This is a genomic window from Shinella sp. H4-D48, from assembly GCF_022637395.1.
In the GTDB taxonomy this organism is placed as follows: Bacteria; Pseudomonadota; Alphaproteobacteria; order Rhizobiales; family Rhizobiaceae; genus Shinella; species Shinella sedimenti.
In genome coordinates this window covers 2,889,228-2,901,856 of record NZ_CP093337.1, presented here as the reverse complement: position 1 = coordinate 2,901,856, position 12,629 = coordinate 2,889,228, and the positions used below count along the sequence as shown (strand labels likewise).

11 protein-coding genes are annotated in these 12,629 nt (G+C 61.5%); 9 read left to right on the top strand and 2 right to left on the bottom strand.

The window, feature by feature from the left end:
* Positions 1-19 precede the first annotated feature (19 nt).
* From flgA to MNR02_RS14205, 8 genes are all read left to right on the top strand, one after another.
* Complete coding sequence (gene flgA, locus MNR02_RS14240; RefSeq protein WP_371746675.1) at positions 20-526, top strand: flagellar basal body P-ring formation chaperone FlgA; 507 nt, start codon at positions 20-22, stop codon at positions 524-526.
* Positions 526-1,638, top strand: a complete 1,113-nt coding sequence (locus MNR02_RS14235) for a flagellar basal body P-ring protein FlgI (protein ID WP_241600726.1) — start codon at positions 526-528, stop codon at positions 1,636-1,638. The genes flgA and MNR02_RS14235 overlap by 1 nt, the downstream gene beginning before the upstream one ends.
* A complete protein-coding gene (locus tag MNR02_RS14230; protein ID WP_241947247.1) occupies positions 1,635-2,168 on the top strand; it encodes a MotE family protein in 534 nt (177 codons plus the stop codon). Before MNR02_RS14235 ends, MNR02_RS14230 begins: the two co-directional genes overlap by 4 nt.
* Positions 2,165-2,875: a flagellar basal body L-ring protein FlgH gene (gene flgH / locus MNR02_RS14225; protein ID WP_241600411.1), complete on the top strand. Its 711-nt coding sequence runs from the start codon at positions 2,165-2,167 to the stop codon at positions 2,873-2,875. The genes MNR02_RS14230 and flgH overlap by 4 nt, the downstream gene beginning before the upstream one ends.
* Before the next feature lie 23 nt (positions 2,876-2,898).
* Complete coding sequence (locus tag MNR02_RS14220) at positions 2,899-3,423, top strand: flagellar basal body-associated FliL family protein (RefSeq protein WP_241600413.1); 525 nt, start codon at positions 2,899-2,901, stop codon at positions 3,421-3,423.
* Positions 3,420-4,166 (top strand): flagellar type III secretion system pore protein FliP, encoded by a 747-nt coding sequence (fliP, locus tag MNR02_RS14215; RefSeq protein WP_241600416.1) that lies wholly within the window; start codon positions 3,420-3,422, stop codon positions 4,164-4,166. The genes MNR02_RS14220 and fliP overlap by 4 nt, the downstream gene beginning before the upstream one ends.
* Positions 4,167-4,403: 237 nt before the next feature.
* Complete coding sequence (locus MNR02_RS14210; RefSeq protein ID WP_241947246.1) at positions 4,404-5,288, top strand: flagellin; 885 nt, start codon at positions 4,404-4,406, stop codon at positions 5,286-5,288.
* Between the two features lie 257 nt (positions 5,289-5,545).
* A complete protein-coding gene (locus MNR02_RS14205) occupies positions 5,546-6,535 on the top strand; it encodes a flagellin (protein WP_241947245.1) in 990 nt (329 codons plus the stop codon).
* A 76-nt stretch (positions 6,536-6,611) separates the two neighbouring features.
* Here the strand turns inward: MNR02_RS14205 and glf are convergent, their stop codons facing one another.
* Both glf and MNR02_RS14195 read right to left on the bottom strand, forming a co-directional pair.
* Positions 6,612-7,769 carry a UDP-galactopyranose mutase gene (gene glf / locus MNR02_RS14200; RefSeq protein ID WP_241947244.1) on the bottom strand — a complete coding sequence of 386 codons (1,158 nt, stop codon included), beginning with the start codon at positions 7,767-7,769 and terminating at the stop codon, positions 6,612-6,614.
* Between the two features lie 14 nt (positions 7,770-7,783).
* Complete coding sequence (locus MNR02_RS14195; protein WP_241947243.1) at positions 7,784-9,835, bottom strand: glycosyl transferase; 2,052 nt, start codon at positions 9,833-9,835, stop codon at positions 7,784-7,786.
* A gap of 407 nt (positions 9,836-10,242) precedes the next feature.
* Between MNR02_RS14195 and MNR02_RS14190 the strand changes: the two genes are divergently transcribed.
* Positions 10,243-12,351: a hypothetical protein gene (locus MNR02_RS14190; RefSeq protein WP_241947242.1), complete on the top strand. Its 2,109-nt coding sequence runs from the start codon at positions 10,243-10,245 to the stop codon at positions 12,349-12,351.
* Positions 12,352-12,629: the final 278 nt, after the last annotated feature.

Sequence of the window (12,629 nt, the reverse complement as noted above, 5' to 3'; positions counted from 1 at the left end):
CGGAACCCCGGGGAACATGATGTTTCGCCTGACAGAAGCCCTTCGTACGGGAAAGACCCTTCCAACATTGCGCCGCACGGTTCTCACCGTATCCGCCGTGCTGGCGGGCCTCCTCGTGGCCGACGTGGCCCTTGCCGATGCGCGCATGGCCGTCGTGCCCAAGCGCATCATCTATCCCGGCGAAGAGCTTGACGCAGGCCAGCTCGAAGAAGTCGAGGTCACCAACCCGAACATCGTCAAGGGATATGCGGAAAGCATCGGCGCGATCAGCGGGCTGGTCAGCAAGCGGACTCTGCTTCCCGGCCGCGTGATCCTCACCTCGGCGCTACGCGAACCATTCGCCGTCGCCCGCGGCACGACCGTCAGCCTGATCTTCGACAACGGATCGCTCGTTCTGCGCGCCGCCGGAACGCCCCTTCAGGACGGGTCGGTGGGCGAACTGGTGCGTGTCCGCAACAAGGATTCCGGCGTGATCGTTTCCGGCACCGTCATGGATGACGGGACGGTCCATGTGGTGGTAAAATGATGCGTGTCCTGTTTCTTCGTGCCGTCGCCGTCCTCGCCTGCGTCATGCTCGCGGCAGGACCGGCTCTGTCCGCCGCACGCATCAAGGACGTGGCCTCGCTGCAGGCCGGCCGTGACAATCAGTTGATCGGCTATGGCCTCGTCGTCGGCCTCCAGGGCACAGGCGACAGCATGCGCTCCTCCCCCTTCACCGAACAGTCCATGCGCGCGATGCTGCAGAACCTCGGCATCTCGATGGTGGGCACGCAGACGCGCGCCAAGAACATCGCCGCCGTTCTCGTGACCGCAAATCTGCCGCCGTTTGCCAGCCCCGGCAGCCGGATCGACGTGACGGTCGGCTCGCTTGGCGATGCCGCGTCGCTGCGCGGCGGCACGCTTGTCATGACCTCGCTTTCCGGTGCCGACGGGCAGATCTATGCGGTCGCGCAGGGCTCCATCGTCGTGACCGGCGTCAGCGCCAGCGGCGACGCCGCGTCGGTGCAGCAGGGCGTCACCACCGCCGGCCGCGTGCCGAACGGCGCCATCATCGAGCGTGAATTGCCCTCGCGTTTCAAGGATGCGGCCGATCTGGTGCTGCAACTGCGCAATCCCGATTTCTCGACAGCCGTCGGCATGGCCGATGCCATCAACCGTTACGCAGCCGCCCAGTACGGCGGACCGATCGCCGAATCGCGCGATTCGCAGTCGGTCTACATCGCAAAACCGAAGATGGCCGATCTCGCCCGCCTGATGGCCGATATCGAAAACCTTGTAGTTGAGACGGATGTGCCGGCACGCGTCGTCATCAACGAGCGGACCGGAACCATCGTCATCGGCCAGGATGTGCGTATTTCGCCCGTCGCCGTCAGCTACGGCACGCTCACCGTGCAGGTCAACGAGATGCCGCAGGTCGTGCAACCCGAGCCGTTCTCGAAGGGCGTAACGGCGGTACAGCCGAATACGGATATCCTCGTCCAGCAGGAAGGCGGCAATGTCGCCATGATCGACGGCTCGAGCCTTCGTTCGCTGGTCTCCGGCCTCAACAGCATCGGCGTCAAGCCCGATGGCATCATCTCAATCCTGCAGAGCATCAAGACCGCAGGGGCCCTCCAGGCAGAACTGGTACTGCAATGACGACAGGAACGACCACGTCCAGTCTTCTGCGGCGGCTGGCCTTGCCATTCGCCGCCGTCGTGATGCTGGCCATTCCCGGCGCCTATGCCGAGGAGCGCCCGGTCATCATGACGACGAAGGCGAGCGCCGACGAGATCCGCGAGTTCTGCACGAACATCGCCGATGCCGCGCGCGACCAGCGCTACCTTCTCCAGAAGAAGGAGCTCGAAGATCTCCAGAAGGGTGTCGACGAGCGCATCAAGACGCTGGAGGCGCGCCGGGCCGAGTATGAGGACTGGCTGAAGCGCCGCAACGACTTTTTGAAGTCCGCCGAGGCGAACCTCGTCGAGATCTACCGCAAGATGAAGCCTGATGCAGCGGCTTTACAGCTGGCCGAACTCGATCCCGAGATCGCTTCAGCCATCGTGATGAAGCTGCCGCCGCGCCAGTCGAGCACCATTCTGGGGGAAATGCCGGCCGACAAGGCCGCCATGCTCACCCGCATCATCGCGTCTGCGAGCGATGCGAACACGTCAAAGGATCCGTCATGAAGAAGACAGCCTTCGCACTTTCCGTGGCGCTGGCACTGTCCGGCTGCTCGAACCAGGCAATCAAGGAAATCGGCAAGGCGCCGGCGATGAGCCCCATCGGCAGCGGCCTCAACTATGCCGCCACGCCGCAGATGGCGATGTATCCCAAGCAGCCCCGCACGGCGGTTTCCGGCTACTCCATCTGGAGCGACCAGCAGTCGGCGCTCTTCAAGGATTCGCGCGCCTTCAAGATCGGCGACATCCTGACGGTGAATATCCGAGTCAATGACAAGGCGAGCTTCGACAACAAGACCGACCGCTCGCGCACCAACAAGAGCGGCATCAATTTCGGCATCACCGGCAAGACAAGCTCGACCAGCGTGGATGCGGACGGCGATCTGAAATTCGGATCCTCGACCAGCACGAAGGGCGACGGCTCGACCGAGCGTTCGGAAAAGCTGAACCTGCTCGTTGCCGCCGTCGTCACCGGCGTCATCGAGAATGGGAACCTTCTCATCAGCGGCTCGCAGGAAGTGCGCGTCAACCATGAGTTGCGCATTCTCAACGTCGCCGGCATCGTGCGGCCGCAGGATGTCGATGCCAACAACCAGATCGCCTATGAGCGGATTGCCGAAGCGCGGATCTCCTATGGTGGGCGCGGCCGTCTGACCGAAGTGCAGCAGCCGCCATGGGGCCAGCAGGCGCTCGACCTGTTCTCGCCGATCTGACGGTCCAATACGGAAAGAAACACATGGCGGACGAAGAACAGGGCACAGAGAAGAAGAAGTCCTCTCCGGTCATCACCATCGCGGTCATTGCCGTGCTGTCGCTCCTGGCGGGCGGCGGCGGCTGGCTCGTGGGCAACATGCTTGCGCCGCCGCCAACGGAAGAGGTTGCCAAGGCCGAGCCGGCAGCCGCTGCCGCCGAAGGCGGTCACGGTGGCGGCGAGAAGGGTGCGGAGGGCAAGGAGGTGCCGCACATCTCCACCCTCGCCAACGGCATCGTGCTTCTCGATCCCATTACCAGCAATCTCGCTTACCCCTCCGACAACCGCGTTCGGCTTGAAGTCGCACTGATGTTCAAAGACGCGCCGGACGTCGCTCTGGCAGAGGAAATCCACCAGGACATCATGGCCTATATGCGAACGGTATCGCTCCAGCAGGTGCAGGGACCGCGCGGTTTCCAATATCTCAGGGATGACCTCCAGGAGCGGGTTGACCTGCGGTCTGAAGGGCGCGTAACCAACGTTATGTTCCGAACCTTTGTGATCGAATGATTCGCATCCTCCTGACCTTTGTCGCCATGATGGCGATGACCGGTGCGGCCTATGCCCAGCAGCAGCTGCAACTGCCGGGTGGTCTCCTCAATGCGCCTATCGACGGTTCGGCGGCGTCTTGGATCATCCGCACCTTCGGCCTTCTTACGGTTCTGTCGGTCGCGCCCGGCATCCTGATCATGGTGACGAGCTTTCCGCGCTTCGTCATCGCTTTTTCCATCCTGCGTTCGGGCATGGGCCTTGCCACCACGCCCTCGAACATGATTCTCGTCTCGCTTGCGCTGTTCATGACCTTTTACGTCATGGCGCCGACTTTCGACCGCGCCTGGCAGAACGGCGTCGAACCGCTGATCGCAAACCAGATCGACGAGACCGAGGCGGCCAAGCGCATTGCCGAGCCTTTCCGCGAATTCATGGTCGCCAATACCCGCGACAAGGACATCGAACTGTTCATTTCGCTGGCGGAAGAACGCGGCCAGACGGTTGTCCAGGACAATGTGGCGGACCTGCGCGTCGTCATCCCCGCTTTCATGATCTCGGAAATCCGCCGCGGCTTTGAGATCGGCTTTCTGGTCGTGCTGCCCTTCCTCGTGATCGACCTGATCGTCGCCACGATCACCATGGCGATGGGCATGATGATGCTGCCGCCGACATCGATTTCGCTCCCCTTCAAGATTCTGTTCTTCGTGTTGATCGACGGCTGGAATCTGCTTGTCGGCAGCCTCGTGCGGTCGTTCAGTTAGACCCTCTTAACCATAGCGCTTTACCGGCTATTTACCCTGTTTTTCAACGGGTTGAATGCTTCCTCCCGACTTAAGGAGTTGGCAAGGATTGGCTGCGACTTTTGCCTCAACACGACGGGTTTGGTTTCCCTTCAATACGTTGAAGCACCGAGTTGGCATGAGGCCGACCGTCGTAACCGGTAAGTTTTTTCAGTCCGGTATGTCCCCATCAGTATTTCGTTCAAAGGGACAACTAGAATGTCGAGCATTCTCACCAACACGTCTGCAATGTCGGCTCTCCAGACGCTGCGCACGATCAACAACGACATGGAAACCACGCAGGGCCGCATTTCGTCCGGCCAGCGTGTTGGCGCGGCTTCGGACAACGCTGCCTACTGGTCGATCGCGACCACCATGCGTTCCGACAACGCAGCCCTCTCCGCCGTTCAGGACGCCCTCGGCCTCGGCGCCGCAAAGGTCGACACGGCCTATGCCGGTGTTGAAGCTGCGATCGACGTCGTCAAGGAAATCAAGGCCAAGCTCGTCACGGCAACCGAACAGGGCGTCGACAAGGTCAAGGTCCAGGAAGAACTCAAGCAGCTCCAGGAACAGCTGAAGAGCATTGGCTCAGGCGCTTCGTTCAACGGCGAAAACTGGCTGGCTGGCGGTGCGGACGACGCGACTGTCGTAACCGGCTTCGTTCGCGGCGGCGACGGCACCGTCAAGGTCACGACCGCAGCCTACGACGCCCAGGCCGGCTCGCTGTTCGGCGCCTATGACCCAGCGACCGATACGATCGATGACTCTACAGGCATTCTCGCTAATGTCATGGCCATCGAACTCGACGGTACCGAAGATGACACCGACATGGCCACTCACCTAAGCACGGTCGAAACCGCCCTGTCCAGCATGCAGACCGTCGGCTCGACGCTCGGCTCGCTGTCCAAGCGCATCACGCTTCAGGAAGACTTCGCTTCGAAGCTTTCCGACGCCATCGACAAGGGCGTAGGCCGCCTCGTCGACGCCGACATGAACGAAGAGTCCACGCGCCTCAAGGCCCTGCAGACCCAGCAGCAGCTGGCGATCCAGTCGCTGTCGATCGCGAACTCCAACTCGCAGAACATCCTCTCGCTCTTCCGTTAATAGACGGATGGGGGAAGGCGCGGAAGGCTGACCCGCGCCCCACCTTCGAAAAGGCCGCTCCCGGTGACGGGGGCGGCTTTTTGCATTTTTTTTCCGCGCTCAAGACTTCATTAACTTTATTGCGGTTTTCTTGGCCCATCGAAACGGTGGGTTAACCAAGAAACTTAACCGGTTAGCAGGCATGATGCTGACCACCGTTCCCCGGCTAACATCCGGAATGCCCTTCCTCAGTCAGCCACTCAAGGGGCACGCATCTCATGACCAGCATTCTTACCAACGTCGCGGCTATGTCCGCTCTCCAGACCCTGCGCTCGATCGGCACCTCGATGGAAACCACGCAGGATCGTGTTTCCTCGGGCGCTCGCGTCGGCGAAGCCTCCGACAACGCTGCCTACTGGTCCATCGCGACCACGATGCGTTCGGACAATATGGCCCTCTCTGCTGTTCAGGACGCCCTGGGCCTGGGTGCCGCCAAGGTCGACACCGCTTATGCCGGCATGGAAGCCGCCATCGATGTCGTCAAGGAAATCAAGGCCAAGGTAACCGCCGCCACCGAACAGGGCGTCGATAAGGCCAAGGTTCAGGAAGAAATCACGCAGCTGCAGCAGCAGCTGGTTTCGATCGCCAGCGGCGCCGCGTTCAACGGCCAGAACTGGCTGGTCTACGACAACACCGACACCGCCCCGACAAACGTTGCCGACAAGACCGTCGTCTCCGGCTTCATCCGCAGCGCCGACGGCACCGTCAAGGTCAGCACCACGACCTACACGCTGCAGGACCTCCCGGACGTTGGCGCCGGCACCAATTCGAACGTTCTGTTCTCGACCGTCGATACGGACGATCACACGGCCAGCGCTGGTGGTATCCTCGGCTCGGTTTCTGACGATCTCGGTGTAACGGCTGCTTCGGCCGACTGGGATGCTGCAACGACCGTCGTCAACATGACGATCACAGATTATACCGACGCCGACATGGCCGACGCCCTGTCGCTCGTGGAAGCTGCTCTTCAGCAGATGACGAAGGCTGCTTCGCAACTCGGCTCGATCTCCATGCGCATCAACCTGCAGGAAGATTTCGCCAACAAGCTGACGGACGCCATCGACAAGGGCGTTGGCCGCCTGGTCGATGCCGACATGAACGAAGAGTCCACCCGCCTCAAGGCCCTGCAGACCCAGCAGCAGCTCGGCATCCAGGCACTCTCGATCGCCAACTCCTCGTCGGAAGGCATCCTCTCGCTCTTCCGTTAATCGAAAGACGGGTCGACCGTTTGACACAGTTTCGAAGGCCCCGGTTCTGCCGGGGCCTTTGCCGTTAGGGCATCCGTCAGAGCGGCGCGTGAAGGAAAGCCGGCATCGCACCGTCCGTCGTCTTCCGGTCGAGATAGACCCGTGCGGTATCCAGCGCCTCACGGATCGTCACATCCATGTCGAGATACCGATAGGTGCCGAGCCGCCCGACGAAAGTAACGTCGGTCTCGCGCTCGGCCAGGGCCGTATAGTCGGCGAGCAGCGCCTTCTCCTCGACGAGGCGGATGGGGTAGTAGGGAATGTCATCGGGACCGCAGGCGCGCGAAAACTCCCGGTAGCACACCGACCCTTCGTGCGCCTCCCATGGCGAAAAATGCTTGTGCTCGGTGATGCGCGTATAGGGCACGGAGAGGTCGGCGTAGTTCATCACGGCACAGCCCTGGTAATCGCCCGGATGCGTGAAGCGCTCGAAATCCAGCGTTCGATAGCCGAGACGACCGTGTTCGTAGGCGAAGTAGCCGTCGAGCGGACCGGAATAAAAGACGTGTGCGAAACCGTCGCTCTGCGTCCGGTCGAAGCGGGTCTCAAGTTTCACCTTGATTCGGGGATGATCGAGGATGTTCTCGATCATGGCGGTATAGCCGTTCTCCGGCATGCCCTGATGGATATGAGAGAAATAGTCGTCCTCATAGTTGAAGCGTACCGGCAGGCGCTTGAGGATGGCGGCAGGAAGGTCCGCCGGCGGGCAGCCCCACTGTTTGCGGGTATAGCCCTCGAAGAAGGCCGCGTAGAGATCACGCCCGACGAAGCGCAGCGCCTGCTCCTCGAAAGTCCTGGGGTCGGTGATGGATGTGTCGGCCTGCGCTTCCAGGAAAGCGCGGGCCTCCTCCGGGCGAAAGCATTTCCCGAAGAACTGGTTGATCGTGTGGAGGTTGACAGGCAGCGAATAGACCTGCCCGCCGCTCACGGTCTTTACCCGGTTCTTGTAGGGCCGGAACGTCTGGAAGCCGTTGACATAGTCCCAGACCTCCGTGTCGTCGGTGTGGAAGATGTGGGGGCCATAGACATGCACCATGACGCCGGTCTCAGGGTCGCGTTGCGTATGGCAGTTGCCGCCGACATGGTCGCGCGCATCGATGACGTCGACGAGGAAACCTTCCTGTGCCAGTTCCCGGGCGATAACGGCACCGGAAAGCCCGGCACCGACAACGAGTATCCTGTCTTTCGCCCGCATCTGCCGTCCTCGTTTCAGGTCGCGGCTTCCGCCGGCCACAAGCGCGCATCCGGCTGAAGCGACGCATAGGCATCGAGCGCGGCGAGTTCGGCCCGGTAGCGCGCGCGATAGCTTGCATCGTCCTCGAACTCGATTTCCGCGGCGGCCAGCTGCGTGCCGATCTCGTAATAGATGTCGAGATTACGGAGATCCGGCACCGGCATTTCGCCGCGTTCCGCCTCGCCCTGAATTTGCCAGAAGATCGCCTCGAGTCGATGAGCGAGCGCGGGCGTGTCGCGCAGCGCGCAGGTGTCGCGCTGCTTCTCAAGCGAGCGGCGGATATCGGAAAGTCGTGCCGGATCCTGCGCGAGGGCGATGGCGGTGCGCACATATTCGTCCGGCCCATCGCAGATCAGCTCGGGAATCCCGGCAGCCGCCACGATGCTGGCGCAGAAGCGTGCAGCGAAACTCTTGCCTGCCGCCGTCAGCACAGGCAGACCCTGCGTGATGGCATCCGCAGCAGTCGAGTGCGCGCCATACGGGAAGGTGTCGAGGAAAAGATCGGCAAGCCCGATGCGGGCGAGGTGGTCCGGGTTCTGCACCTTGCCGGCGAAGACGATGCGCTCCGGCTCGATGCCGCTCTCGACTGCCCGCGTGCGCAGGCGCTCGTTGGCAACGTCGTCGCCGGCGAGAAGCCACAGCACGCTTCCCGGTGTCGCTTCGAGAATTTTCATCCACCGCGCAAAGCAGGGGGCGGTAATCTTCTGCATGCCGTTGAAGCTTGCGAAGACGAACGCATCTTCCGGCAGCCCCGCTTCCGCCCGCGTGGGGCGCGGGTTGACGAGGCGCGCGCGGTCCACCGGTTGGTTGCAGGGGATGCGTAGAACCTTCTCGGTATAATAAATCTCGTTTTCCGGCGGCACGATGCGCTCGTCAGCAATCATGTACTGGTGGTAAGGGCTCGCCATGGTACCGGGATAGCCGCAGAAATTCACGATGGCGGGTGCCGGCCGGTAGGCGAAGATCGCGGTGCGCGCATGTTTGGTATAGCCGTTGACATCGATCAGCACATCGATCTCGTCATCGGCAATCAGTCGCGCAGCGTCAATGTCGCTCAACTTGGCGATGTCACGCCAGTGATGGACGGCCCGCTGGATGCGTTCCTGTGTCGGATCGAGGGGCGCGGGGTCCCCGCAATAATAGGCGTAGATTTCAACGCTTTCCTTGTCGTGCAGTTCCAGCACCTCGCTGAGCGCGAAGCCGACGGCATGCTGGCGCAGATCGGAGGAGAGGTACCCCACGCGCAGCCGCTCTCGCGTGCCGGTTTTCTGTCGCACCGGCTTGGGACTGAACGCCGTCAGATCGGCCGGGCGGCCGACGGTGGTGCGGGCGTAGCGATAGGCCTTGGCCATCTGGAACAGAGGATCGTCGGCATAGCAGGCGATCGACATCGCCGACATCGCCTCCATGAACTGCTTCGGCGTCACATAGAGCGAAGGCTGCAGGACCGGCCACTTGCACTGGCGCATCCGCAGCGAAATCCAGTGTTGCGCCGCTTCAGGCCGCGTCGGCGCAAGTTCCATCGCTTGCCAGAGTGCAGCCTCGGCCTCCTCCAGCCGGTCCGCTCCCTCAAGCACGCGCCCGATATGTTGCAGGCTGAGCAGTCGATGGCCGATTCGATCCGGCGTGACATCGGTGGTTGCATCCGCATAGGTCTGCCACTGCTCGACGGCCGGTCCGATCAGGCCGCAATCTTCAAGCGTCCTGCCGAGATTGATATAGGCCTGGCCGAACAGCGGTTCGATGCGGATCGCAGCGCGCAGCGCATGCATGGCCCCGGCCGTATCGCCAAGCGATGACAACGTAACGGCATAGTTGAAATAGGCGAGATGCAGCAGGGGATTTTTGTCGTTGAACGCGATCCAGAGCTTGTAGATCTCCGCCGCCGCCGGTCGATGCCCGGCAGCCGCCAGATTCTCCGCAGACTGGAAGAGGTCGGCAAGCGGAAGCTGCTGGTTGCGCGCGCGCGCCATGAGCTCGAGAAGCGGGTTGCCTGGCGCGGCGTTTACGGGAAAGTTGGCACTCATGGCATCCTGTGCGGTATCGGCCTTTCAGGCCCTATCTGGGCGGTAGGAGAGTTTTGCCGTCATAGCCGTCCAGACTTGCTTCTGGCTGGCGGCCACTGTTCGATTCAGGGAACATGGCATGTGCTGTTAATGGGAAATTAAAGGTTGTATCCTAACACTGGCACCAGTCGCGGATACTCGCGGCTGCTGGCATAGGGATCGGGCTCATTCGAAGCGCCCGGAAGCATGACGCCCCGATGCGCAGGCTCGTGCGAGCCATGTCCTCCTTAAACATTCTTCGTCTTGCGGGATTCCTGGCGTTCAAACGTCCTGAGCAATCTTTGGGGCAAGCATGAGAGACCGCCGTCCTCATGCCGTGGCCGTGTCTTGCGAAGAATCACATTTGGCCAAGCACCGAGGTAGACACGATGTCGATTATTTCCGCCCTGAAGCCCGCCCAGTTCGCCCTTCTCGACAAAACCATTCTCGCAGGCCTGACGGCTGACGACGTAAAGTCGCTGTCCGCTGCACAGATCAAGACGCTTGATGGCGAAAAGCTCGCCTCCCTCAATAAGGATGGCGTCAAGGATTTCACCGCCGCACAGTTCAAGGCCATCACCATTTCGGCCGTCAAAAGCCTGTCGGATGACCAGATCGCAGCGATCGGCACCGGCGTTGCCAACCTTTCCGCAGCCCAGGTTTCGGCGATCTACGCTGAAAACGACGACGCTTTCGACGTCGCGCAGGTAACCGCCCTGACGAAGACGCATATCAAGGCACTCGATGCCAACGCCATCAGCGGCATTTTGGCCCTGACCGGTGGTCTTGCCGCGATGGAAGACGACGAAATCGCTGCTATCAGCACCAAGACGATCGCTGCCCTTTCTGATGCGGATGCAACGGCTCTCGTCACCTCCGGCAAACTGGGCACGAAGCAGATCGCCGCTCTGACCACGTCGCAGGTTACCGCGCTAGACCCGGATGCCTACGCTGCCCTCGACGCCACGCAGGTCAAGGCCTTCACCGCCGCCCAGGTCAAGTCGATCGATGTCACGGCGCTGGCCGGCAAGGCCACGGACCTCACCGCCAAGCAGATTGCCGCGCTGTCGGATACGCAGGTCGGCGCTCTCGATGCCACCACCCAGCTCGGTGCCTTCGACGCCACGCAGATCAAGGCCTTCACTGCCGCACAGGTCAAGGTTCTCGACGTTGCCGATCTCGGTGCCAAGATCACGGACCTTTCCGCCAAGCAGATCTCTGCACTGACGGTTGCCCAGATCGGCGACCTCGACGGCGCTACCCAGGTACAGGCGCTTGACGCCACCCAGGTCAAGGCTCTGACGACGGCGCAACTCCAGGCACTGGATGTCACCAAGATCGGCGACACGCAGATCGCCGATCTGGCGCCGAAGCAAATTGCAGCATTCACGCCGACCCAGCTTGGCAATCTGAGCGACGATCAGGTCAAGAACCTGACGACCCAGCAGATCGCCGGTCTCAATGCCGCTGCCATCACGGCTCTCGGTGACGCCGACCAGATCAAGAATTTCGATGCCGATCAGCTCAAGTCGATCAGCGTCAAGGCTTTCTCCGGCCTGACCGCCGCCCATATCGGCACGATCGATGCCGGCCTCATCGACGACCTGACCACCAAGCAGGTTGCATCGATCACGGCAGCACAGGCGGCTGCGCTCACCGGCGACCTTGCTACCAATCTGACGGAAGATCAGGTTGCCGCTCTGAGCGCCACGGCTCTCGCAGCAATCTCGGCTGAAGACTTCAAGTCGTTCACGGCGGATGAAATTGCCTTGATCAAGCCGAAGTCGCTCGCCGGCCTCAGCGACCAGCACATCGCCGAGCTCGACGCCACGCAGCTCAAGGCACTGACGGAAAAGCAGATTCAGGCGCTCAACATCACGCAGCTTAACGCGCTTGATCCCGACGCGCAGGTCAAGGAACTGCTTGAAGCGCAGGTTAAGGCGCTTTCGACAAAGCAGATCGCCGGCCTCGAAGCCGATCAGATCAAGGCAATCAACGTCGCTCACCTCGATAACAAGCAGCTTGCAGCGCTGACCACGACCCAGGTCGCGGCTCTCGACCCGGACGAGCAGATCAAGAACCTGACCGAAGGACAGATCAAGGCTCTGACGACCGCGCAGGTTGCTTCTCTGGTGGTCGAGCAGATCCAGGCTCTGACCGATGCCCAGGTCGCGGCGCTGACCACCAAGCAGGCCGCAGCGCTTACGGCGACCCAAATCGGCGAGTTCAGCGACACCCAGGCGACGGCCTTCACAAAGGAGCAGATCGCAGTCATGTCCTCAACAGCAATCGGCGCCTTCACGAAGACCGCGCTGGCGACCTTCGAGGATGACGAAATCGCAGCGATCAATATCAAGGCGGTCTCGGGTCTCACCGTCGACCAGATCGGTGAACTGGGCGAAACCCAGATCAAGTCCTTCAGCGACAAGCAGGTTGCTGCCATGCAGAACGACGTCCTGCTCGCAGTGATCGCGGCCTACGCCGAAAGCAACGCCTGAGCCCTTGCTGCCTCGGGCAGTATCGATGGAAACTGAAAACGGCGCGACTTCGGTCGCGCCGTTTTTGTTTTGCGCGCCAGCTCGCGATGCGCACCGTCCTGATGGCCCCTGAATTTACGCTTCCGTAATCTCCCTTAAGCTTTCCTTAACGGCATTAACCATTTGTTAACCATTCCTCGTTAACCAATGCTTAAGAACGTTGGACCGACGCCAGGGCAAACAAGCGCGTCGGATGCATGAAGCCCCTCCGCGTTACCGGTCCCGCCTCACTCCGGCAT

What these genes read in the sequence shown, in the direction of transcription:
- MNR02_RS14190 (WP_241947242.1), top strand. Translation starts at nt 10,243, where the DNA reads ATGTCGATTATTTCCGCCCTGAAGCCCGCCCAGTTCGCCCTTCTCGAC.
- flgH (WP_241600411.1), top strand. Translation starts at nt 2,165, where the DNA reads ATGAAGAAGACAGCCTTCGCACTTTCCGTGGCGCTGGCACTGTCCGGC.
- MNR02_RS14230 (WP_241947247.1), top strand. Translation starts at nt 1,635, where the DNA reads ATGACGACAGGAACGACCACGTCCAGTCTTCTGCGGCGGCTGGCCTTG.
- MNR02_RS14235 (WP_241600726.1), top strand. Translation starts at nt 526, where the DNA reads ATGCGTGTCCTGTTTCTTCGTGCCGTCGCCGTCCTCGCCTGCGTCATG.
- flgA (WP_371746675.1), top strand. Translation starts at nt 20, where the DNA reads ATGTTTCGCCTGACAGAAGCCCTTCGTACGGGAAAGACCCTTCCAACA.
- fliP (WP_241600416.1), top strand. Translation starts at nt 3,420, where the DNA reads ATGATTCGCATCCTCCTGACCTTTGTCGCCATGATGGCGATGACCGGT.
- MNR02_RS14195 (WP_241947243.1), bottom strand. Translation starts at nt 9,835, where the DNA reads ATGAGTGCCAACTTTCCCGTAAACGCCGCGCCAGGCAACCCGCTTCTC.
- MNR02_RS14205 (WP_241947245.1), top strand. Translation starts at nt 5,546, where the DNA reads ATGACCAGCATTCTTACCAACGTCGCGGCTATGTCCGCTCTCCAGACC.
- MNR02_RS14220 (WP_241600413.1), top strand. Translation starts at nt 2,899, where the DNA reads ATGGCGGACGAAGAACAGGGCACAGAGAAGAAGAAGTCCTCTCCGGTC.
- glf (WP_241947244.1), bottom strand. Translation starts at nt 7,769, where the DNA reads ATGCGGGCGAAAGACAGGATACTCGTTGTCGGTGCCGGGCTTTCCGGT.
- MNR02_RS14210 (WP_241947246.1), top strand. Translation starts at nt 4,404, where the DNA reads ATGTCGAGCATTCTCACCAACACGTCTGCAATGTCGGCTCTCCAGACG.